Raw genomic sequence first — 24678 nt, forward strand, 5'->3', positions numbered from 1 at the left:
ATTAGAAAGTTACGTTCAGGTTAACGCCAAATCTTTTTGTACTGGGCGCGCCGCCAGATTCCACCCCTTGCGATCCACTCCCTATTACAGAATTGATATCCGGATCAAAGTGCGTGTATTTAGGTACATTGGGCGCCAGGTACCAAAGGTTGCGGCCATTTACTGATAAAGTAATATTGGTTAATTTAAGCGCACTCACCCATTTTGACGGGAGGCTATACCCCAGGCTTATTTCTCTTAAGCGATACACGGTTCCATCCCATACCGCATACTCAAAGGCGCCGTTGGTAGCGAAGCTGGCACCTGTACCGGCCGTAAAGAACAGGTCATTGGTAGTAACCCTGGTTTGATTTGGTACTGTTTTGCCATTTACCATCAACGGAACATAGTGATTCAATCCATCTGATCCTATCACCGGGGTTGGGTCTCCATAGATACCGGTGATCACCGCATTCCTTTCCCTGTTCTCGGTGTCCTTGGTTACGCCTCTTCCCAACATACTGTTGATGGTTTCCGAATAAAAATCACCACCCTTCGTCATATCAAACAGTACATTCAATGTAAATCCTTTATAAGAAACCGTATTGGTAATACCCATTTTATAATCGGCATTTGGATCTCCTACCATGTCATCGTTGGGGTCGAGGTAAGGCATGCCAGAGGTGGCACTGATCAACAATTGTCCATCCTCTGAACGGGCCGAGTGTGAGCCACGCAGATAGCCATATGGCTTTCCGGCTTCGATATAATTATACCCACCTGTAACCAATAAACTTCGGGTTAACCCTTCTTTCAATGCCAGCACCGTATTTTTGTTCTGTGTATAAATGCCGCGGATATCCCAGCGGAACTTGCTGGTCACTACCGGACTAACATCCAGCGCTATTTCCCACCCGGTATTTCGAATTTCACCGAGGTTGGTATAGAAATTACTATAACCGGCTGTTCGGGGCAGACTAATTCCATAAATCAAATCGGTCGATTTCTTATCATACCAGGTTACTTCCAGGCCTACCCGCTGATTGAAGAACCGGAGATCAGCCCCTAATTCCAACTCCCTGGTGAACTCGGGTGTGAGGGTGGTATCGTAGTAGTCTCCTCCTCTTGTGGCGAATGGCTGATTCAAAAACCCTGCTGCATTTAAATCGAAAATAGCTTCGCCTTTATGCGGCTCAGCGTCATTACCCACCCGGGCATAACCAGCGCGCACCTTTCCATAATCGAACCACTTCGATTTCAAATTAAGCGCCTCCGACCAAACAAGCGATCCGGAAATACCGGGGTAGAAATATTTTGCATTCTTATAAGGAAGTGTAGACGTAAGGTCACCTCTTCCCGTAACATTAAGGAATGCATAGTTCTTGTAACCAATAGAGGCATCACCAAAGAAACCGACTAACCTCCTCTTTGTTCTCAGATCACCATCATTACTATAGGTCTGGCGGCGCGTATTATTCAGGTTATACAAACCAGGGATCACAAAATCAATACCATACACCTGTTGATGACGGCTGTTCCTTTCATTTACATCGCTACCCAGGTTAATATCCAGGCTCCAGTCTTTGGCAATCTTCGGACTGATCACCGCAATGATCTTACCCTGGATCTCCTGTTGCTTGTCTATCACTTCTGTTATGGTGCCTAATGGATTTTCAGGAGCGGTAGTACCACTGCCGTATGATGATTTATCAATGACCTGATCTCTGAAAAGTGCATAGTTGTTCACACCGGCATTGAAGTCAACCCGGATCCAATTGTTGAATTTATAAGAAGCCCGAACGTTTCCCACTATGCGGTCATCGAAGGTTGTGATCACGTTGTGGTATGCTCCCCATATCGGATTGGTATATTGGCCGTCATTAAAACCGATCTGGGCACCTACCTTATTTACAGATGGCCAACCAGTGATATCCCAGTTACGGGCCATGGTATAGGTTCGACCCCACTGTGATAAAAAGTTCTGGGCCGCACCAATAAAACCACCTACCTGTTTAGACCGGGCATAGGAAGCGTTGGCGCCAATGGTGAGTTTACCAACGGCCGTTTGTCCGCCCACGCTGACATTACTTTTCTTATAACTTGAGTTCATGATGTAACCCTTTTGGTTCACCTGCGACAGCGTAACGTTGAACAGGGATCTCCCTTCGCCACCATTCAATCCTATAGAATGTTCCATGAGGTTACCGGTTTTAAAGAGCGACGACACGTTATCGGGAACCGCCTTATAAGCAATCAGGCCATTGGGGAAAAGCTCGGGGTAAGAATTATACATAGTAGCCCAGGTGGTAGCAGGAATAGAGTCGATGCCCGAGGAAGAGGGACGAACGACATTTCCAGCCGCATCATAGATCACGCCTCTGCCGAATTTTCCACCCCATGAACCATTTGACGATTGGGTCCTGAAGTTAGCCCCCGCCCCATAAAGATTCTGGAACTCAGGAATATCAGCCACCTTTTCGATGCTGTATCCTGCCCTGTATGTAACGTTCAAAGATTTGGAGCCTCTCTTCGGCGCGCCTGATTTAGTGGTAATCAGCAATACGCCATTGGCCGCTCTTGAACCATATAACGAGGCCGCGGCAGCCCCTTTCAACACACTGATTGACTCAATATCATTGGGGTCGATATTATTTAAACCGGAACCGTAAGCACCGCCGGCCGTGAGTGAGTTAGAAGTTTTTATCAGGGGATTGCTATAAGGAACACCATCCACCACAATCAACGGGTCTGCTCCGCTAAAAGTAGATACCCCCCGGATCTGAATACGAGAGGCAGCTCCAGGCTGCCCCTGCCCCGCGCGAATATCCACGCCCGGTACTTTTCCTGCTAAGGTGTTCAGGATATTGGGTTCTGATTTCTGAAGCATGTTACCGGGATCAACTTTCGATACGGAATACCCTAAGGCCCGTTCGTTACGTTTGATACCCATGGCAGTTACCACTACTTCAGAGAGATCCGCTTTTGCAGCAGACAACCTGATCTCCAATGTAGACCCCGTGCCTACTGCTATTTCAGTAGGTGCATAGTTTACAGCAGAGACTACCAGTACATTGCCTCTTGCAACGGCAATACTGAATTTACCATCGGGATCTGAAGTAGTACCTGTTTTTGATTTTCCTTTGATGACAACGGAAGCGAAAGGAATAGGGGCTCCGTTTTCGTCCACAACCCTGCCGGAGAGGGACAGGGTTTGTGATTTACTGACCACAGTGCATAGGATGGCCAATAAAAAAACGTACAGTTTTTTTCTCATGTGACTTTTAGTTTATGGTTGAATATCTATTTGAACCTAACTGAATTTACCGAAAATCATCAAGATAAGCATAGCTTTTTATTGCTTTGTTTGCAACATTTTCATGAGGAGCTGTTAACTTATTTTAGCGCAGGTACTAACAGGTTATAAAAAAAACGACAGGATAATTTCAATAAAGAAAATAGCAAAAATTGTAAAGCATATACTTCACATCAACAAAAGCACACATATGAATGTAATCAATAAAAACGGCCGCACTTTGAGGTGCAGCCGCCTATCTATTTAAATAATTCGTATGTAGGTTTAATCCATCGCCACCTTATATTCCGGGTCTTCTATTACGTTTACATCTATTACCGATTCAGCATTCTTCATGAGGGTGCGACAATCAGCACTTAAATGCCGCAAGTGTAATTTCTTTCCGGCTTTGTGATAACGTTCTGTAAGTTTATTCAATGCTTCAATGGCACTCATGTCGGTTATGCGGCTTTCTTTAAAATCAATGATCACTTCAGCAGGATCATTGGACACATCAAATTTTTCGAGGAAGGTAGTTACAGAACCAAAGAATAGTGGGCCGAATATTTCGTAATGCTTTATGCCATTCTCATCTGTGTATTTTCTGGCACGAATTCTTTTCGCACTTTCCCAGGCAAACACCAATGCGGAGATGATGACACCAATCAACACTGCCAATGCCAGGTTGTGCAACCACACGGTAATAAGTGCAACCAGTATTCCTACAATCACATCAGGCCGGGGCATTTTATTGATGATACGCAGGCTGGTCCACTCAAATGTTCCAACAGCCACCATGATCATAACACCAACAAGCGCGGCCATCGGCACCCGTTCAATAATGGGTGCACCGAAAAGAATAACCAATAAAATGGTGATGGAGGCTACAATACCTGACAGCCTTGCCCGGGAGCCGGCAGATAAATTCACAAATGATTGTGCAATCATGGCACAGCCGCCCATACCGGTAAAGAAACCATTGACAACATTCGCCGTTCCCTGTGCCACACATTCTTTATTACCACGACCCCGGTTGCCGCTGATCTCATCAACGATGTTAAGTGTTAACAAGCTTTCAATCAAACCCACGCCAGCCATTACCAATGAATAGGGAAAGATGATTGTTAATGTATCAAACTTAAAAGGCACCAGGGGAATATGAAATGGTGGCAGGCTTCCACTAATGGATGCAATGTCTTTTACTGTTTTTGTATGAATACCAAATCCCAGTACGATCAGAAATACCACAATGATGGCCACCAAGGAAGCGGGGACTGCTTTTGTCAACTTGGGAAATACAATAACGATGGCAATGGTCATAAATACCAATGCCAACATGATCCACAATGGCGTACCGGAAAGCCAGGTAGTACCGGTTGCATTGGTGATGGTGAACTGTTTTATCTGCGCCATGAAGATGATCACTGCCAGTCCGTTTACAAAGCCATACATTACTGATTGGGGCACCAGCCGGATGAATTTGGCCAGTCTGAATAAGCCCACCAGCAATTGTAATACGCCGGCCAATGCAACCGCTGCAAATACATATTCTACCCCGTGCGATTTCATCAATGCGATCAATACCACTACGGTAGCGCCGGCACCACCAGATACCATACCCGGACGGCCACCCAAAACAGCAGTGATCAACCCCATCATAAATGCTGCATATAAACCGGTCAATGGCGACAAACCCGCCAATATTGCAAATGACAATGATTCCGGGATCATCGTCATAGCTACTGTAAGCCCGGCCAGTACTTCCGTTTTGTAGTTTACTTTTTGTTTGAAATCGAATAAATTAAGGTATGCCATTATAGAATAAAATGCGCGAAGGTAGGCAAAAAAATGCCCCGCTGCAATATGCAGACGGGGCTCCTTCACTAAGCGGACAACGGCAACATTCCGGAGGTTAACATAGGAAGATCAATTTCTACTTTCTTTTCAAAACTTATTTTATAACCATCTCAGTAATATTAGATTCAATCTTTTTAAATTCCTCGTCTCCCAAATGAGACCGGTTATAAGTTGAGTATTGAACAAGATGTTTATTTCCCTTTTTAAATTGATAGATGTCGGTAAGCGAAAAATTTACTATAAGCGAGTCATAAGTTTCCAGTGTTATAAAATACTCAGGCTTCAGTGTTCCCGGTGTACCAATCTTACAATAATCTATTTTAAGATCATCCTGATCTATAATTTTAAAACAGTGGCCATAATCAATGTCTTCATAACTGATACCATGCTGATCAAAATAAATGTTCTCTTTATTGGTGTTCACAAATCTTATCCTCGCACTTGCATGATCTTCTGTTACTTCTATTGACAATTCAACGTCCATTTTTTCTTTCATTGGGAAATGATTTAATGTTATATAATTTGATTAATAAAGACGCAAGCGTATTGTATTTGGGCAATAAATGACATCGCAACTGTTCTTAGACAATTACAACAATGCCAACAAAACCATACCTAACGAGATACGTATGTAACTATAATACTGAAATGATTGGAACCAACGGTTTATGTGGGGTATGTATATAGGCTATGCCTATTAGAGATACTTAATGTAGTAAAATCGTATAACCAAATATATGTATTATTCGATTACATAATACAGTTACCAATAATTTTTTTTTGGAATATTTAAACAGTACAAACGTGTACTCAGGCCGAATCACTTTATATTTTGTTGTCGGATAATAACTTGTACCTAGTTTTTTACATTTATCAAGTTCACCGCTTCCATTGGCAACTTGTGCAAATATTGCACAAGTTCAATTACTTATATTCTTTTTGAACTATCAAGGAATTCCTGACAGTTCAAAAAGCAATATGCAAAATTTGCACATTGCTTTTTAGTACACCTATTTTGTTGAACTGTTGCAAGAAATGCAACAGTTCAATTTGCTTTTTGAACTTGCAAGAAATCCTTGCAAGTTGCCATTTGCAATATGCCCTATCCTGCATAATGCCCTTTCGACACTTTCAGTTGTTGCATTTTATGCACAACTGAAACAATGGCAGGAAATTCGGGCGGGACTTGTAAATAGCTTTGATATGCTCACTTATATTTGCCTTATTCCTCCCATATAGAAACAGTTAGAAATGTATTACGTACCAAATCGCATGAGACCTTTTTTACCGGCGTACAAATCTTCACTCCCCTAACCACCCTTCCAACACCGCATTAAACTCTAACGGCTTTTCCATCATCGGCGCATGTCCGCACTGTTGCAACATCACTAAAGTAGCATTGGGTAAAAATTGTTCGAACTCGCGCGCCACATGCGGCGGTGTAATTTTATCTTCGTCGCCCCAAATAAGTAAGGCAGGGGTGTGAATGGCAGGAAGCAGGTCGGCTACATAATGGCGTTGGGCAGATTTGGCGGTGCGTACTATACTCATGCATTTGCGGGTATCGGTCGTAATGCTGAACACTTCATCTACCAGCGCTTTGGTGGCTACGGCAGGATCATAAAACGTATAGGCAACTCTTTCACGAATGTATTCATAACTGCTCCGGCGCGGATATCCACCCATACTGGTGTTTTCATACAAGCCTGAACTGCCGGTTAGTATCAGTCGACTTACATTTTCCGGATGGCGATGGGTGTATAAAATAGCTACATGCCCGCCGAGGGAATTGCCAACGAGTACTACGTTGGTCAAACTGTTCTTATTTATATAGAACTCCAGGTAATCGGTGAGGTAGGCCAATGGATCATTATTGTGCCGGTCGAATATGGGCAGTTCAGGGATGTGTAATTCATAATCTGACTGAAAATGTGCTATCACGCCATGCCAGTTACTCAACCCGCCAAACAATCCGTGCAACAAAACCATGCTTTGCTTCATAATTTTTTTTGAAGCAAAACTATCCGCATCGAAAAAAGGGGGCCGTGATCTCAATCACAAAATTTGCGACCCGAGAGTAAGATCCTGGCCCGGCTCAATGCTTCGCGACTGATGTACAGGTACCGGGCTATATTGGTAAGGGAAATCTTTTCGATGATCGCCGGCCGGTGTTCCAGCAAAAACCGGTAGCGTTGAATGGGACTTTTTAAAGAGAGAATATACTGGTGTTCGGCCTGCTGTTCCATCAACTCCTGGTATAATTGCAAATTCACATGCAGCAGGTTCCGGTGGTGATCGTACAATGGCTGCAGCTTTTTGGTGTTGATGCGTAAGATCACGGAATCTTCCAACGCTGTTATGCAAACATTCGAGGGCGCTTTTTTATGAAAGCTTTCACAATTAGCCAGAAAATCATCGGTAAAAGCAAACTTCACGATCTTCTCAGCCCCTTCATCATTCACCAGACTGAATTTAAACTGTCCGATCAATACGAACGCCGAATATCGGGCGATCTTACCATAACGTAAAAAGTCTTCACCTTTACGGATATACCGCACTGTAGCTATGATATCCAGCATCTCCCATTCCTCGGCTGTTACCAGGGGATACTTCTTACTTAACCGTTGATAGTATGAGGGTAATTGCATGGTACTAATAATAAGACGCCAAAATAATAATTTTCTACAACAACGCCACCAGCCTGTTCAAGTAACATGGTATTGTCAGGATCAAACAGATGCGCTTTCTTTTTCATGTTTCAAATTTGCAGTAACTTGTGCCCATACCCTGGTTCCTATGTTACAATATGCCACTTATACAAGGTTTTATTCGCCTGATGATGCTCAATTCCTGATTTCCCTCTTGCAAAAATACCATATTCCTTACGCGCTTGAGCACGAGGTGAACCAACTCGATAAGGTGTATCTTGGCGAGGCGGTAGAAGCTATGTTTGCGCTGCAAATCCCCAATGAAAAATTCAATCACGTCAATCACCTGCTGGCTGAACAAGCGATAAAAGACATGGCAGAACCCGGGTTTGAGCACCTGATGCAAACCTATTCTGTGAGTGAATTGCAGGAGATCATTCATCACCCCACCGGCTGGAATGCCTATGACCTACAGGTGGCCACTTCTATCTTATCTGAAAAATTACAGGCGGAGGTAACACTTCCATCCATTCATGCTGACAATTTTAAACCGGTTCGGCTGGAGCTGATCTGGATCCTCCTGGGTTACATCATAAGCCTGTTGGGAGCATCTTATTTCTTTTATCTCGCCATTGCCGGTTTCCTTTGCGGTTTAGTTGTTAACCAGGCCAAGAAAACATTGAAGAACGGTAAAACCGTAAAAATGTACGATCAATGGAGCCGCATGCATGGCCGCTTCATTATGATCCTTGCAGCGGTTTGCCTGGCGATCAATCTTATTTTACTAATGAATTTATTTAAGGTTTTTACGCATTAGGGGAATTGTTTCTACACCTGCCCATTAACTGGTTTTTACTTCGGCATTGGTGGTAAACGGACCACTATTGAACAACAAGGTTTGCGTGGGCAGCGCAAAATGAATATTCTCTCTTTTAAACGCATTTAAAATTGCCAGGTAAATGGACTGCTGCCTGTCCATATACAAATTGTACTCAGCGCTTAAAACATAATACACCACTTCAAAGGTTAGACTGAATTGACCGAATGCGGAGAAATGCGCGCGGTCGAACCGCGTTGTTTCCTGCGATTGAATGATCTCTTTTACCATGCCGGGTACTTTGGCTACTTTCTCGGGCGACGTATTGTATACGATATTGAAGGTGAACACCACCCGCCGGGTTTCCATCCGTTTGTAGTTGTGTATGCGGGCATTTACCAGGTTGGTATTGGAGCAGATCAATTGTTCGCCGCTTAATGTTCTGATGCGGGTGCTCTTTACCCCGATGTATTCTATGGAGCCCATCTTGTCGTCTACAATTATAAAATCGCCTACTTCAAACGGTTTGTCGAAGAAGATCACAAAATAGTTGAACAGATCGCCGAGAATGGCTTGTGAGGCCAGTGCAATGGCTACACCACCAATGCCCAGCCCGGTTACTACGGAAGTAATATTATAACCGAGGTTGTTTATCAGGAAAACAAGTCCTATTATCCATAATACTATATTCACTATCAGGAGAATGCCCCGGGCCTGTTTCTTTTTCTCAATATCTTCTGCATCATTGCCCAGCGCATTGTTGATCAAATAATTCAGGGCGGAGGTAATGGTTTTAATAACAATAAACGTTATCACTACCAGTACTACAATATGTAAGATCTTGTTAACCTTCGCACTCAATGTAAGATAAGTAATACCAGCATACAGGCTGCCCAGGTATAACGCTGGCACCAGAGCGCCTTCGCTCAAATGCACAATAAAATCATCTAATGTAGAACGGGTGCGGGAGGAATAATCTTTAAACCGCTTTAATAATACAACCCGGGCTATACGGATCACCGCCCACGAAACCACTATTATGCCAATGGCAATAAACCAGTTCAGTAATGTATTTCCCCAGATAATTTGTTCCCACCAAGGCATATTTTTATTTTGGTCAAACACCCAAAATTCCATGCCATAGAGGTTGGAAAGGTAAAACCCTCCCCTCGGCCTGGCCAAGAGAAGGGTTTTGTTTCGAACCTCTATTTCTGTAACTATTCTTCCATTAATTCCAGCCACCACCAAGCGCCTGGTAAATATTCACCATGGCCTTCATTTGCTGCATTTTGGTTTCAACCAGTTCAAACTTCGATTCCAGTGCATCACGTTGGGTCAACAACACTTCCATATAATCGGCCCGTGCATTTTTGAACAGGTCGTTTGAAATACTGATCGACTCGGTGAGTGCATTTACCTGTTGCGATTTCAGGTCGTAGCTTTTTGCCAGGTTGCCAATCTTTGACACCTGGTTGGCCACTTCTGCATACGCGTTTACAATCGTACGCTCATAATTGTAAACGGCTTGTATTTGCCGCGCATTGGCATTTATATACTCTGCTTTTATGGCATTTCTGTTTACCAGTGGTGCTACCAGTTCTCCGGCCAGTGAATACAATAATGACTCAGGCGTTCTGAACAGGTAAGTGGGGCTAAACGCATTCCAACCTACACCAGCGCTTATACCTACTGAAGGGTAGAACTTCGCTTTGGCCACCTGAATATCCAGTTTGGCAGCTGACATTTCCAGCTCAGCCTGTTTGATATCGGGGCGGTTACTCAACAGTTGTGAGGGTATACCAGCCTGGATGGTAGCCGGTAAGGCTGCATTCAACGAATTGTCGTCTCTGGCAATGGGTTGCGGGAAACGACCTAACAGGAAGTTGATCCTGTTTTCAGTTTCGGTGATCTGCTGTTGAATACCGTATTGCAGGCTTTTGGTGTTGAGCACTTCCGCCTCGAATTTACGTACAGCCAGCTCCGTAACCCGGGCCGCTTCTTTTTGTTGTTTTACTACTTCCAGCGCGTTCGATTGAATGGTGATATTGCTATCAACGATCTTCAACTGATTATCCAGCGCCAGTAATTCGTAATAAGAATTGGCGATCTCGGCGATCAACGAAGTGATCACAAAGTTCCGGCCTTCTATCGATGCCAGGTATCTTTCAACCGCTGCTTTTTTTGCATTGTGCAGTTTGTGCCAGATGTCGGCTTCCCAGGTAGCGTAGGCGCCAATCAGGAAGTCGGGCAATGGATTAGGCATTTCTTTACCGGGTTTTATTTCGGTAGTAGCGTCACCAGCACCCTGGCTGGTATAGCGGCCTACTTTTTCAACACCCGCTCCGGCTCTCACGCCAACGAAGGGGAGGTACTCCCCTTTTCTGGCGGTTATTTCGTTTTGGGAAATTGCTATCTCCTGTAAAGTGATATTTAATTCCTGGTTGTTCTTCAACGCAGTGTCGATGAGCGCAGCCAGGTTGGGATCGGTGAAATAGCTTTTCCATTTCACTGTTCCCAAATTAGTAGTGTCGGTTGAGTTATTAAAACTGCCGGGCACCGATTTATTTTCTGTTTTCTGTGTTACTGCGGGCATTTTACACGCGGCATACGCCAGGCATACACACCCGATACCCAGTAGCTTTAATAGGTTACTTTTCAACATGATGATCGATTTCTTCTGTTAATGGATTATCGTCTTCTCCTTTAATGAGCTTGCGACCTGCAGCCAATTTAGCGAACAGGTAATACAAGCCGGGTATCACTATTACACCCCCGATCGTACCGATCAACATACCACCCAATGCAGATGAACCGATGGTACGGTTACCGATGGCACCCGGACCGGTAGCAACTACCAGTGGTATCAAACCGGCAATAAAGGCGAGCGAGGTCATTACAATTGGACGGAAACGCGTTTTGGCCCCTTCCATCGCTGCACGGAATATGGTCATGCCTGCCCGGTGTTTCTGCGCAGCAAACTCTACGATCAACACCGCATTCTTACCCAGCAAACCTACCAGCATGATCAAACCTACCTGTGCGTAAATGTCGTTTGCCAGTCCTGCAAACTTGATCAGCAGGAACGAACCAAACACCCCCGCAGGCAGTGACAGGATCACCGACAGTGGCAGCAGGAAGCTTTCATACTGCGCTGCCAGGATCAGGTATACGAACAACAATACGATTCCGAAAATGATCACCGCTTCATTACCACGGGCAGATTCATCTTTCGACAAACCTTCCCAGTCGATACCATAACCACGGGGCAATGTTTTGTCAGCCACTTCCTGAATGATCTTAATAGCCTCACCACTACTGATACCTGCTGCAGGTTCCCCGCGAATGGCTGAGGAGTTGTACATGTTGTAGCGGGTGATCTCATTCAGACCATGCGATTTTTTGATGGACATGAATGCTGAATAAGGCACCATTTCGTCACGGTTGTTCTTTACATATAGTTTCAACAGATCGTCGGGCAATGCGCGATACTCAGGTGATGCCTGTACATATACTTTCAGGAAGTTCCCGAACCGGATGAAACCCAGCTCATAGGTACTACCAATCAGGATAGACAGGTTATCCATGGCTTTTCCGATGGATACGCCTTTTTGCATAGCTGCCTTGTTATCGATCTGCAACTCATATTGTGGATAGTTGGCACTAAAGAAGGTGAATAAACCGGTGAGCTCTTTGCGTTTTCTAAGCGCGTCCATAAAATCATCGTTCACCTTTTCCATACCGGTGTACTCATCGCTATTGGTTTTATCGAGCAAACGCAAGGCAAAACCGCCCGCTGCACCGTAACCAGGTACGGCTGGTGGCCCGAAGAACTCGATGGTTGCACCAGGTATTTCGTGACATTTTTCTTCCAGCTCTTTAATGATCTCCGTTACATTGTGTTTACGTTCGGCCCAGTCTTTCAAACTGATGATACAGGTACCGGCATTGGAACCACGACCTTCGGTCAATACCTCATAACCCGCCAGCGCCGACACTGATTGAACGCCTTCCACATGTTCGGCAAGTCCCTGTACGCGTTTCGCCAGGTCGTTCGTTCTTTCGAGGGTTGAACCGGGCGGTGTTTGAATGATGGCATAGATCATACCCTGGTCTTCACTGGGAATGAAACCGGTAGGCAACGTTTTACCTATCCCGAAAATGCCAAAACAGAGCGCACCCAGCAACACAAAGGTTACCAACCGGCGGCTCACGATCTTTTCCATAAAATTGCTGTACCGGCCGGTCAGTTTTTCAAACCCACGGTTGAAACCATTTATGAACCAATTGATCGGTGTTTTTCTTTTCGGTTTACCATGCGTGTTCTTTAACAACATGGCACACAATACGGGTGTTAACGTTAAGGCTACCACACCCGAAAGCACGATGGCCGTTGCCATGGTAATGGCAAACTGCCGGTAGAAGATCCCCACAGGACCCGACATAAACGCCACCGGAATAAACACCGCCGCCATTACAAACGTGATGGCGATGATGGCCCCGCTGATCTCATGCAACACCTGTTTGGTGGCATTGTAGGGCGACATATGCGTCTCTTCCATTTTGGCGTGCACCGCTTCAATTACCACAATGGCGTTATCCACCACAATACCAATCGCCAATACCAGCGCGAACAGGGTGATCAGGTTGATGTTCAACCCGAACAACTGCATAAAGAAGAACGAACCAACCAGCGATACAGGTACCGCCAGTGTGGGGATCAACGTAGAACGCCAGTCACCCAGGAATATGAACACCACAATGGCCACCAGCACGAAGGCTTCGCCGAGGGTGTGCAATACCTTTTCAATAGAGGCGTCGAGGAAGTTCGATACGTCGTAATCGATCTCATAATCCATTCCCGGAGGGAAAGATTCTTTTTTCAGTTCAGTAAGTTTCTCTTTGATGGCTTTGATTACATCCTGGGCATTACTACCATAGGTTTGTTTCAATACCACGGCCGCAGAAGGGTGGCCATTGAGGTTTGAATAGATATCATAGAACTCACTACCCAATTCCACATCGGCAATATCCTTCAGGTAAAGGATCTCCCCATCGGGGTTTGCCCGAATGATCACATTCTTATACTGATCGGGCTGGTTATACCGGCCCTGATAGGTCAATACATACTCCAGTGCTTCGGAACGTTTACCATCGCTTCGGCCCAACCTACCGGGCGATCCGATGATACTTTGTTCACCCAGCGCTTCCATCACTTCGTCGGTTGACACGTTATACGCACGCATACGATCGGGTTTCAACCAGATACGCATGGCGTACTGACGGCTACCGAGGATCTGCGCACTACCGATACCTTTTACACGGCTCAGTTCGCGCAGGATATTTACGTTGGTGAAGTTGTAAAGGAAGTTTTCATCGGCGTGTTTGTCGGTACTGAATACGTTCACATACATCAACATGTTCGGTTGAAGGATGTTAACGATAATACCTTCCCGTTGTACCAGTACAGGCAACCGGTTTGTTACCTGCTCGATACGGTTTTTTACGTTTACTACCGCCGCATTGGGGTCGGTTCCCAGGTCAAATACCACCTGTACGTTGGCCTCACCGGCACTGGTAGCATCTGATGTCATGTACTTCATACCAGGCACCCCGTTGATGGCTTTTTCCATGGGGATGAGCACTGATTTTACCAACACATCGGCACTGGCACCCGGGTACGCCACACTAACGATTACCCGTGGTGGCGCAATGGAGGGGAACTGCGAGGTTGGAAGGGTATTGATGGCCAGTATCCCCATAAAGACGATAACCAGGGATAGCACGATCGCAAAGACCGGCCGCTTCAAAAATATATTAAACATGTTCTTTCTATTTTGGGTACTTACATTATTCCGATTCCAACTTTAACTGAGACATTACCTTGGCTGGCTCCTCAAAATCATAGGTAATTTTATTACCGTCCTGAACTTTACGGATGCCTTCCAACAGGATCTTGTCGCCTTCAGCTACCCCGTCCTGGAGAATATATAAGTCGGGTATTTCAGCAGCAATGGTGATGGGGGTTAATTTCACCACATTGTCTTTGTTCACCACGTACACATATTTCTTATCCATGATCTCCAGCGTAGCTTTCTGTGGAATAATGATGGCATTTTTCATCTGCTCTTTCATGAGAATGCTGCCGGTTTCACCATGACGCAGCAATCCTTCCTGGTTAGGGAAAGTAGCACGGAATGCGATGTTACCGGTTTCATTGTTGAACTCGGCTTCAATGGTTTCCACCACACCGGGGTGTTTGAACACCTCTTTGTTGGCCATTTGCAGGCTCACCCGCATTTTGTCATTTCCCTTAACTGATGTTTTATAGTTCAGGTACTCGGGTTCCGATACGTTGAAATAAACCCACATCTGGTTGTTGTCTGAAAGGCTGGTCAGCAATTCGCCTTCTTCTACCAGGCTTCCCTGTTTTAAATGCAACTGGTCGATGATGCCATCGAAGGGCGCCCTGATCTCGGTAAATTGCAGGTGCACTTTGGCCAGCGCCAGTTCAGCTTTTGCTTTTTTAGCTTTAGCATTCGCCAAAGCCAGTTCGTTTGGTGATACGATCTTTCTGTCGGCCAGCGACTGGGTGTTCGCTACTTCAATATCTGCCGCCTGTGCTTCCGCATCGGCTTTCTCCAGTTCAGCCTGGTAAATGTTAGGCATGATCTTGAACAACAGCTGGCCTGCTTTTACATGCTGGCCCTCGTCCACAAAAATGCGTTCGAGGTAACCTTTTTCCTGAGCTTTGAGTTCAATGTTACGTATGGATTTGATCTGGCATACGTACTCTTTAGTTACTGTTGTGTCCATTTTAATTGGACTCGTCACCAATAATTTGGTGGGTTCTTCTTTGGTTTCTTCCTTTTGTTTGCAGCTTGTATAGCACACAATGGCACACAAGCCCAGCAGCGTGAGCGTTCTTTTCATAATTTATATGGGGGGTCTTATTCAGAATTGCCTGAAATTCGTTTTTAGAACGGCGCATAACACACCTGATCTCTATAGCCGGATACTATACAGGCAAGCAATACAATAAATTTTTTAGTGAACGATTGGGCAGTCCTATGACTGCAAGGGAAGTAAAATCAAATCCTGATCACCCGGTGGATGATAAATTTGAAGGAAGAGGTAAGGGAAAAATGTTCGCAAAAAGGCAGACTACTTTTACGGAACATGTATGTATAGTCGGATGCCTCGTTATATAAAAAAGATATGGAAACTGTACCTAAATTCTTTTTGGAAGTCCGCAGGTCATCATCGTCGTCTTCAACTTCTGTAGCCTTTATTCTTTCGCGGGAACCTTTTCTGTTGATGGGCGCATTGCTGCTTAGTAACCGGTCATTGTGTTCCGTGGAGTAATTCCCGAACTGGGCGCGCTCAATAGTATTCCCAGGAAAAAAACCTATACGAGGGTGAGTCGTATGTGCATTTCCTGCCAGCAAGAGAATACATAATAGTAGAACAAATTTGAGCAACCCTTTCATGATCTTGGCTACAAATAATAATTGTTGATGGTCAGTTTGATGGCAAGGCTCGTAAAATTAACGGTTAAATGATAACCAGCAAACAATTCATGGCAAGTTTTAATCACTTATGGAGCGCAATAACATTTCATTAATGACAAGAGGATCGTAGATTTCTAAGATAAGAAAAATGTTTCTTGTTTTTTAATATATTTCTAATGTTATTTTAATAACAGATACTATTTTTAATAAAAAACCATCCTTCATGAAATCGATTGCTGTACCAATTACACTTATCACATGGCTTTTTTATGCCTCCTGTACAACAAAAAAAGCCCCAGCTGCTATTACCGGCACCTGGCGGTTACTGATCGGAACATTAATTGAAAAGGGCGATACCACCGTTACCGATTACACCTCCAACAAACAATTTATCAAAATCATCAACGACACCCACTTCGCATTTTTGAGCCACGACCTGAATAAAGGCAAGGACTCTGCAAACGCTTTATTCACCGCCGGAGGCGGTAAATACTCGATAAAAGATAGTATTTACACGGAGCACCTGGAATATTGCAATGCCCGGGAATGGGAGAACAATGACTTTACATTTACCGTTTCTATAAAAAACGACACCCTGATTCAACAGGGTGTCGAAAAAATTGAAGGCTCCAACATTAACCGCCTGAATATTGAAAAGTATGTCCGCCTACGCTAAAGCTTCGGCGGACGAAGTCCAATTGAGATGATTTTATTGCACAAACTCATAGCTCATGCCGGCGGTTGTATTGAAATCATACAATTGGCCGGCATTTACTGTGACGCCTTTTAAGCTCGCTTTATCTGAAATAACCGGCTTTTTAGTGTCAGCAATGGCAAACAATGGGTTCGGATTATTGCCGGTTGCAGGTTTTAAAGCAACGCTGCCTTTAGGTTTTAAAGGACCAGCCATTCTTAACCGGCAGTTGCCGCCCAGTTTTGATTGTATTTTCAACGAGGTGATCCTGCCATTCTTCCAGCTCATGTCAATTACAAAACCTCCACGGGCAATCAGTCCTTTTACGGTCCCCTGCTGCCATTGATCGGGTATGGCGGGTAATAAATAAATACTGCCATCGTGCGACTGCACCAGCATTTCGGCAATACCCGATGTGCAACCGAAATTACCATCTATCTGAAACGGCGGGTGCGCATCGAACAGGTTGGGATAGGTACCACCGTTTTGTCCACTGGTTTCTACAGGCGCCGGCGTTAGCTGATCGGCAATTAATTTATAAGCCCGGTTGCCATCGAGCAGTCGCGCCCATAAATTCACTTTCCAGCCCATTGACCACCCGGTTGATTTATCACCGCGGTACACGAGGGAATTGCGGGCGGCTTCAAATATTTCCGGCGTATTGAAGGGCGAGATCTGGTTACTGGGGAACAACCCATACAAATGGGATACATGGCGGTGGCGGTCATTGGGTTTGTCCATATCCTGCAACCACTCCTGCAACTGGCTGTATTGCCCTACCTGCATGGGTGGTAACCGTTTGATCATCGTTTGCAGCGTATCGGTGAATGTTTTATCCAACCCCAGGATGGTAGCCGAACGGAAAGCGTTCGACAATACATCATACACCAGCTGGTTATCCATGGTGGTACCGGCGCTGATGCCCACATTACTCATATAAGTATTTTCCGGCGACATAGAAGGCGCCACTACCAGCCAGTTATGCGTAGGCTCGGTTTGCAGCACATCTACATAAAACAAAGCCGCTCCTTTTAATACCGGGTACATTTCTTTTAAAAAGGCTTTATCACCGGTGAACAGGTAATGCTGCCACAAATGCTGGCTTAACCAGGCGCCGCCCATTGGCCACATGCCATAAAAGCCGCCATCAACGGGACCGGTTATCCGCCACAGATCAGTATTGTGGTGTACGTTCCAGCCACGCGCATGGTACATTTTGGTAGCACTCTCCTGCCCTGTTACCGACAATTCCTTCAACATGTTAAACAGCGCATGGTGCATTTCCGGCAGGGCCGTTGGTTCCGCCGGCCAGTAATTCATTTCGGTATTGATGTTGATGGTGTACTTGCTGTCCCAGGGCGGACTCAGCTTATCATTCCATTTGCCTTGTAAGTTGGCGGGCTGACTGCCGGGCCATGAGCTGGTGATCAACAGGTACCTGCCAAATTGAAAATACATGGACACCAGGGCCGGGTCGTTCCCATTGCCAAACTCTGCTATGCGAGCATTGGTTGGCTTTTTGATTGCATCGGTAGTGCCCAGTTCGAGGCTTACACGATCGAAATATTTTTTATATAACGAAATATGGGTCGTCTTTATAGCCTCGTAACTTTTACCAGCAGCCGCATTCAGTGCCTGGGTAGCTTTTGCCGCCTCGTTTCCACTTATATCTTTGTAGTTGATGAAATTGGTACCAATGGCAACATACAGCGTAAGGGCATTGGCTTTGTCTATCACAACACCCGTATCTGTAAACGAAACTTTTCCGCCCTCTGCTTTTGGCAATACCTCTACCTGATAACGCAGCCGGCCGGTTTTGTTATCTACAGTAGAGGTTACACCAGAGTACAATAATTTTCCGTCCTTCGTTTGGGTGGTCACGTCTTTAAAAGGACTTTGCATACTCAGGTTACAGCTAATACTGCCCGGTTTGCTGGCGGTAAGCCGTACCAGTATTACATTGTCTGTAACGGCGGCTATAAATTCACGTTTATAAGTAATACCATTGGCCTGGTAGGTAACATTGGCCACCGCTTTGCTGATGTCCAGGTCGCGTTGGTAATTAGTGGCCTGTTGTTGATCGTTGAAGCGGATCATTAAACTACCTGCTGTCTGGTATTTCATTCCGTAGTTCACATCGGCCGGGGCATTGCGCGGTAATGTTTTGTTTGAAAGATCCTGCGCCTCTTTGTACTTTCCTTCAAACAACAGTTTTCTTATTTGCTGAATGGAATCGTACACATTGGGGATAATGTTGTTACCAGGTTCCCCAGACCAAATGGTTTCTTCGTTTAGCTGAACCTGTTCGGCATTCAACGAGCCAAACACCATGGCAGCGAGATGACCATTGCCAATGGGCAGGGCCTCGTTCCAGTTGGTGGCGGGTTTATCGTACCAGAGTCGTAATGGGTTGTTGGCTGGTTGTTGCGCGAATAGTGAAAAACAACAAAAGAGTTGTAGCAATAGAAGGGCCGTTCTGTTGGCATGCATCGTTCTTATTTTTTATTCGTTGAGTTGTTCAATCGTGTCATGGCTTCATAGATCAACCGGGCAACTTCGGTGGCTCCTTCCGGCTGAAAATGAGTATTGTCCTTCTGTCCTTCGGGATAGGCGACATACTTGCCGGCTGGCAGGTTCATAAAGAAATGGCTCGAAACATAATCCTGCCCCTTTATTGCAAAAGCGTCCATGGAAAGCTGATTCAGGTCTATGAACAGGGCCTCCTTTTCAGTGGCCACTGCCTTAACCGCCTCGGGATATTCTCCGTGCACATTGCTCAGTTTGCCGTCTTTCCAGGGATAATTGCGGGCCACGGGTGTTAATAAAACAGGGATGGCGCCTTTTTCTCTTGTCTGGTCAACAAACAACCGTAAGTATTCTTTATAACCGGCAATATTTACGTATCGCTCAGGTTTGTCAACTGCCCCATCGTTGTGACCGAACTGCATCATTACTATGTCGTTTTGCTGCAGCGATTTGTATACCTCTGCCCAACGTCCTTCTTCAAAAAAAGTGCGGGTGCTTCGGCCGCCTTTTGCCCGGTCATCAACCAGGGCACTGTCGGCCTTAATGATGAAATTAAGGTTTTTAAGATTGCTTGTTTTTAAAAAGGGTTGAAAGACCTGTCCCCATCCGGTGACCGGATAGCGTTTTGTTTCGAAATCTTTTTCAAGGCTATAATCCGCTACCGTGGAGTCACCGATGAGGTACACCTTCACTATTTTCTTTTTGTAAGCGAAGGACAACAGCAACAGGGCACTGAATATTGCCAGCAAGAACAAAGAGATTTTACCTTTCATATGTAAGCCATTATTTATAACTGTAGATGTGTCAAACCTATTTGTAAGTGGCATAAAGCGGGTTCAATTATTGGTACAATTAGTTCGTTTTTTACCAGCCCCGCTGTGTTTCCATTGAAAATCAGATGGTCTTATAATTTTTCCGAGAAAATAGCCAGCTGCTGGCGGTTCCTTTTTATCGGAAGTGTCCTTATACATACAATCGTATAATTATGGGACAAACAATACGCCCTTCCAGCAAAAAGCTTATCAAAGAAGACAATAGTTCAACTCTTGTCATAGATTTTGCCAATTACCAGTTTCAGGGTGGCTATCCCACTGAAGCAACTATTCAACGTGCGTATGATGAAGCTGACCTGTACCGGGCCGTGCAGGCATATAAATTCTTTTACCCCACCGTATCCGGCGCTGCCATTTTTGTTGGGAATAAGAAGATCGGTATAGAACCTAATAAAACTTTTGGCACGCTGGATACTAAGCCCATGCACGTTGGATTTACTTTAAATTCAGATACGCCTTATGGGCCTATTGCCATAGACCTGTCAGCCGGCCCCATGGTGGTTGATATTCCTGCAGGGCCATTGATCGTTGTTGCCCTGGACATTAATCAACGATGGGTAGCCGATATGGGCATTCCAGGACCTGATGGTGATAAGGGAGGTAAATTCCTGTTGCTGCCCCCCAATTATACGGGTGATATACCGGCTGGCTATCACGTTATTCATAATACCACTAATCAAATAGTAGTAGGCGTGCGTTCACTTCCTGTTAATGGCGATGTGGCAGCAGCCCTGGAACGCATTAAAACGGTGAAAGTGTATCCGCTGCACACTACCACCAACTGGGAGATGCCCACCTTTGCAGACCTCACCCCCAAACCACAGGACACTACGCCGTTGGCCTGGGAAAATAATTTTGAATTCTGGAACATATTGCACGAGGTGATCAACAAAGAGCCGGCGGTAGATGGTTACCGCAATTATTATGGAGATCTGGCAGCGCTGGGTATTGAAAAGGGCAAACCGTTTGAACCGGACGCACATAAAAAAGCCATTCTTGAAAAAGCGGCTAAAATTGCCAATGCACAAATGCGCGTACAATCATTTGCCGATCGCAGGCCCGACCGCATCGTATGGCCCGATCGTCAATGGGAATGGGCCGCATTGCGATTTGAAGATGGAGACTTTAATACCACCAATTATGTAGACCTCGATGCCCGTGAAAAATGGTTCTACCAGGCCATCGGCTCATCGCCCGCTATGTTCCGTCGCGGTGCGGGTTCCGGTTCTGTTTACTGGCTGGGTGTACACGACAAAAACGGCCAATGGCTCATGGGTGATAATACCTATAAACTGACTGTTCCAACCCCGGTGCCTGGCAAGCTCTTTTGGTCGGTTACAATTTATGATACACAAACCCGCAGCCAGATCATTACCGATCAGGGCAAAGCTGCCTTGCGCTCGCTGTTTGAATTAAAAGGAAAAGATACCGGCAATACGATCGATCTCTTCTTCGGCCCCACTGCCCCCAATGGAAAAGAAGGGGAATGGATCCAGACTATTCCCGGTAAAGGCTGGTTTACTTATTTCCGGGTGTATGGACCTGAAACAAGTGTATTCGATGGCAGTTGGAAACCGGGCGATTTTGAAATAATAAAATAAAGGCAAAGACGGTTACGCCCTGTTCACTGCCAGCGGATAAAAAAAGCCCCCGCTGGTTGGCCGGGGGCTTTAAGAGGTTTCCTGTTGTCTCCTGACTTACAACGGAAGCCATGAAAATGTACCGGATTGGAACGTGGATATTGGATTTCCGGATACTGGATTTTTTGGATATTGGATTTTCGCCTTTCCTGATATTATATCAGAATTAGTTTATCGTGAAAACATCAGGGTACCGTAACCAAGCTGGTCGTAACCGCCGCTGTTTGGTCCGTAGTCGCCGCCGCCGCCTTCTGGTGCAGTTGTATTCATTCCCAGCAAGGTGTAAGGCGCATTCATACCTTTACGTTTTACATAGTGATTATAAATTACTGACCACATAGGACGAACAGTACCCCGGCTATCGCTCGCGATTTCAGTTTGCACAATGGTAGTGTCGCAATCTTTATATGGATATTCGTGGAAGGGTACTGGCTTCATGGCCACATTGTATTTGGCTACGTATTCTGATGCCTTCAACACCGCATTGTCATTAAAGCCATAAAAATCATCACCCTGGTTCCAGGCCATTTCACAGAGGGTACCCAGGTAGGCCATTACCAGTGTAGCGTGGCCCTGGTCGCGACCGCTTTCCTGTAACTGACCCAGTTCACCTTCATCGGTCTTATGAAAATAATTGATCGCGTTACGGATGTTTCCGTTACCGGCGCCGTGTTGGAAATAGTTCACCGCTTCATTGTATAATCCCCGGTTATCGCAAAGAATACCGATAGCCATTATGGAAGAGATGTTACCCAGGTCCCAGTTAGCCCAGTAGTGATAAATACAGGAACCGTTGTGGTCTTTTAAGAATGAATGGTTGACGGGATAAAAAACCGCCACCATCCATTGTTGGTAAGCTTTGAAATCTTCGGGTTTCCAATGGATATAATCACGCATCAATTCTCCGGCTACTGCAAACTCGTATCCATAAAAACCAGCGGCCAGGTTTATATCCGGACCACCGCTCAATTGTTTACAGATGGAAGCCCAGGCATTCAGTATTTTAACTGCTGTTTCAGCATACACGGTATCACCCTTGATGCGCCAGTATAAAGCTGATTGATAGGCAGCCGCTACATCTTTATAAGCAGAGGTATAGTTATCCGGCAAAGGTTCTTCCCGGCTATTGCCACCCCTGATCAGTTTTGCAACCGGACTAGGCGAGTATGTCTTATTAGCTATATTCGGATTTTTTTCCAGCATCTTGAAACCACTTAACCAGGGTTCCTGATTACCAGCTATGGCGGCTCTTATCCGGGCGAAATCTTCTTCCGTATGAAGTGTACCATGTCTCAGGGCCGTACTTGGCGGCAGGGTATCTATATATTTAACCGAGCCTAACAGCGTAGTATCAGCTAAATCATCGGGCTCCGCATCTCCTTTCTTCGAGCAGTCTGCCAATGACAAACTCAGCATCAATGCGATAACAGAAAAAACAGCGAGTTGTTTCATAAGTATTATCTGGAATTTGCTAATTGTAATTTGTTAATCTTAACCGGAAATCGTTTACTATTTAGGGCGATAGGCATGATAGTAATCTGTAAACACCTGCTCGCTGCTCAACGTATAATTAAAGATCTTGAAATCATCTATCAAACCGCCATAAGCCGGTTCGTTGACAACCCCATTCGTTGGTGCGCCGATATACACTTTATTATGATTGAACAACGTTGGGTTTGCCGCAGCATCCAGTGTCACCGTGCCTATACTTACACCGTCTAAATAAACCGTTAAAATATGATTAGCTGATGAGATGGTCATGGCCACATGGTGCCAGGCAAACCTGCCCAATGCAGCAGTACACTTCGCATCAAAAGTCTTATTGGTAGGGAATTCGGTAATTTTCTCAAAGATCAAACGACCTAACATGTTTGGACCTGCAGTAACACCCATTCTGGTCATTAATGCGGTACGAAGACCTCTGGCTTGTCCGAAATCAAAAACAGGCTCCTGGTACCAGTTAGAATCCGGGTAATCACGTGAACCCCAGTTTACCCATGCAGTAACCGACAACTCGCTGTATTTGCTTATTCCCGGAGGACATGCAATGAACTGGTTATTGGTCGTTTTTCTATTACCGGTACCAGCCAGCTGTACTGCTTCTCCTCTGTTACCCGCAGCCCAGTTAATGGGTTTGGCGAAACCATCAGCCGCATTATAGGTATATGTTGCAGCCGCGCCACCCATTTTGTCGTTCAGGTTATGCTCAAATTCCAACCAGTAAATGGGATCAGCAACGGTAACAAGGGCACCGAAAGCAGGTCCTACCACTGGATAATTATTTACATAAACAACCAGTTTCCCGGCTGTAAAACCTGCTGGCACTATCGCTGCGATTGTAGAATCTGTTATATCGGCAATGTCACCTGTAGGTCCGTTAAAGCTCACTTTTACTTTTGTGAGATCAGCTCCAAAACCTCTACCCATAATGATAATGGTATCTCCCACCAAACCTGCTATTCTGCTGATTGAATCAGCATGCGGTACTGGTATAACCTTGAAAGAACCTATTGAATCAACTGAGTGGTTCCAAACCTGTAAACTCACTTTACCAGAGATCGCGGTATTCGGCACGCGGGCTACGATCTTCCCGTCTTCACAGGTTAAGATTGAATCTGCTTCAATTCCATTAAATAATACTTTTACTGCATTTTTATAATCACCAAAAGAACTACCTGTGATCGTAACCTCAGCAAAACCAGCATAACCACTGTCGGGGAAAACGGCCTGGGGTATAGGCGCGGGATAATCAAACGTTCTGATGTCGGCTGCTTTGTTACAACCTGCATATATAGCTGCGGCAGCGATCAGTGCTACCAGGAACCAGATATTCTTTGTAAAAATCTTCATATAATTGGATTTAACAGTTTGTTTTATAAACAGG

General features: G+C 45.2%; 18 protein-coding genes. 3 read left to right on the forward strand and 15 right to left on the reverse strand.

Features of this window, described 5'->3' with window-relative positions:
- Position 1: 1 nt before the first annotated feature.
- From BMX95_RS23095 to BMX95_RS35045, 6 genes are all read right to left on the reverse strand, one after another.
- Positions 2 to 3253, reverse strand: coding sequence for a SusC/RagA family TonB-linked outer membrane protein (locus tag BMX95_RS23095; protein WP_081197855.1), 3252 nt, complete (start codon positions 3251 to 3253; stop codon positions 2 to 4).
- Positions 3254 to 3556: 303 nt separating this feature from the next.
- Entirely contained in the window at positions 3557 to 5086 is a 1530-nt protein-coding gene (locus BMX95_RS23100) for a SulP family inorganic anion transporter (protein ID WP_081197856.1), read from the reverse strand.
- A gap of 136 nt (positions 5087 to 5222) precedes the next feature.
- On the reverse strand, positions 5223 to 5624 hold the full coding sequence (locus tag BMX95_RS23105; protein ID WP_081197857.1) for a hypothetical protein: 402 nt from the start codon (positions 5622 to 5624) through the stop codon (positions 5223 to 5225).
- A gap of 806 nt (positions 5625 to 6430) precedes the next feature.
- Positions 6431 to 7129: an alpha/beta fold hydrolase gene (locus BMX95_RS23110; protein ID WP_081197858.1), complete on the reverse strand. Its 699-nt coding sequence runs from the start codon at positions 7127 to 7129 to the stop codon at positions 6431 to 6433.
- A gap of 50 nt (positions 7130 to 7179) precedes the next feature.
- A complete protein-coding gene (locus BMX95_RS23115) occupies positions 7180 to 7776 on the reverse strand; it encodes a Crp/Fnr family transcriptional regulator (protein WP_081197859.1) in 597 nt (198 codons plus the stop codon).
- Complete coding sequence (locus BMX95_RS35045) at positions 7746 to 7883, reverse strand: hypothetical protein (protein ID WP_165758824.1); 138 nt, start codon at positions 7881 to 7883, stop codon at positions 7746 to 7748. Before BMX95_RS35045 ends, BMX95_RS23115 begins: the two co-directional genes overlap by 31 nt.
- A 41-nt stretch (positions 7884 to 7924) precedes the next feature.
- Between BMX95_RS35045 and BMX95_RS23120 the strand changes: the two genes are divergently transcribed.
- Complete coding sequence (locus BMX95_RS23120; RefSeq protein WP_133053856.1) at positions 7925 to 8593, forward strand: hypothetical protein; 669 nt, start codon at positions 7925 to 7927, stop codon at positions 8591 to 8593.
- A gap of 24 nt (positions 8594 to 8617) precedes the next feature.
- On the opposite strand, the gene BMX95_RS23125 is transcribed toward BMX95_RS23120, so the two are convergent.
- The 5 genes from BMX95_RS23125 to BMX95_RS23145 form a co-directional block, all read right to left on the reverse strand.
- Complete coding sequence (locus BMX95_RS23125; protein WP_081197984.1) at positions 8618 to 9697, reverse strand: mechanosensitive ion channel family protein; 1080 nt, start codon at positions 9695 to 9697, stop codon at positions 8618 to 8620.
- Positions 9698 to 9821: 124 nt separating this feature from the next.
- Complete coding sequence (locus tag BMX95_RS23130; protein ID WP_081197861.1) at positions 9822 to 11255, reverse strand: TolC family protein; 1434 nt, start codon at positions 11253 to 11255, stop codon at positions 9822 to 9824.
- Positions 11242 to 14415 carry an efflux RND transporter permease subunit gene (locus tag BMX95_RS23135; RefSeq protein ID WP_081197862.1) on the reverse strand — a complete coding sequence of 1058 codons (3174 nt, stop codon included), beginning with the start codon at positions 14413 to 14415 and terminating at the stop codon, positions 11242 to 11244. The genes BMX95_RS23130 and BMX95_RS23135 overlap by 14 nt, the downstream gene beginning before the upstream one ends.
- A gap of 25 nt (positions 14416 to 14440) precedes the next feature.
- Positions 14441 to 15523, reverse strand: coding sequence for an efflux RND transporter periplasmic adaptor subunit (locus BMX95_RS23140; protein ID WP_081197863.1), 1083 nt, complete (start codon positions 15521 to 15523; stop codon positions 14441 to 14443).
- A 158-nt stretch (positions 15524 to 15681) separates the two neighbouring features.
- Entirely contained in the window at positions 15682 to 16080 is a 399-nt protein-coding gene (locus tag BMX95_RS23145) for a hypothetical protein (RefSeq protein WP_081197864.1), read from the reverse strand.
- A gap of 244 nt (positions 16081 to 16324) precedes the next feature.
- Here BMX95_RS23145 and BMX95_RS23150 point away from each other — a divergent pair, with 244 nt between their 5' ends.
- Positions 16325 to 16777 (forward strand): hypothetical protein, encoded by a 453-nt coding sequence (locus tag BMX95_RS23150; protein ID WP_081197865.1) that lies wholly within the window; start codon positions 16325 to 16327, stop codon positions 16775 to 16777.
- Positions 16778 to 16810: 33 nt separating this feature from the next.
- Here the strand turns inward: BMX95_RS23150 and BMX95_RS23155 are convergent, their stop codons facing one another.
- Positions 16811 to 19285, reverse strand: a complete 2475-nt coding sequence (locus BMX95_RS23155; RefSeq protein WP_081197866.1) for a glycoside hydrolase family 95 protein — start codon at positions 19283 to 19285, stop codon at positions 16811 to 16813.
- Between the two features lie 5 nt (positions 19286 to 19290).
- On the reverse strand, positions 19291 to 20094 hold the full coding sequence (locus BMX95_RS23160) for a rhamnogalacturonan acetylesterase (RefSeq protein ID WP_081197867.1): 804 nt from the start codon (positions 20092 to 20094) through the stop codon (positions 19291 to 19293).
- 212 nt (positions 20095 to 20306) lie between these two features.
- Here BMX95_RS23160 and BMX95_RS23165 point away from each other — a divergent pair, with 212 nt between their 5' ends.
- Positions 20307 to 21755, forward strand: coding sequence for a DUF1254 domain-containing protein (locus tag BMX95_RS23165; protein WP_081197868.1), 1449 nt, complete (start codon positions 20307 to 20309; stop codon positions 21753 to 21755).
- Positions 21756 to 21965: 210 nt separating this feature from the next.
- Here the strand turns inward: BMX95_RS23165 and BMX95_RS23170 are convergent, their stop codons facing one another.
- Positions 21966 to 23246: an alginate lyase family protein gene (locus BMX95_RS23170; protein ID WP_081197869.1), complete on the reverse strand. Its 1281-nt coding sequence runs from the start codon at positions 23244 to 23246 to the stop codon at positions 21966 to 21968.
- A gap of 57 nt (positions 23247 to 23303) precedes the next feature.
- Positions 23304 to 24644: a LamG-like jellyroll fold domain-containing protein gene (locus BMX95_RS23175; protein ID WP_165758825.1), complete on the reverse strand. Its 1341-nt coding sequence runs from the start codon at positions 24642 to 24644 to the stop codon at positions 23304 to 23306.
- Positions 24645 to 24678 lie beyond the last annotated feature (34 nt).

Origin of the sequence: Niastella yeongjuensis, from assembly GCF_900110245.1 — a bacterium.
Lineage (GTDB): Bacteria > Bacteroidota > Bacteroidia > Chitinophagales > Chitinophagaceae > Niastella > Niastella yeongjuensis.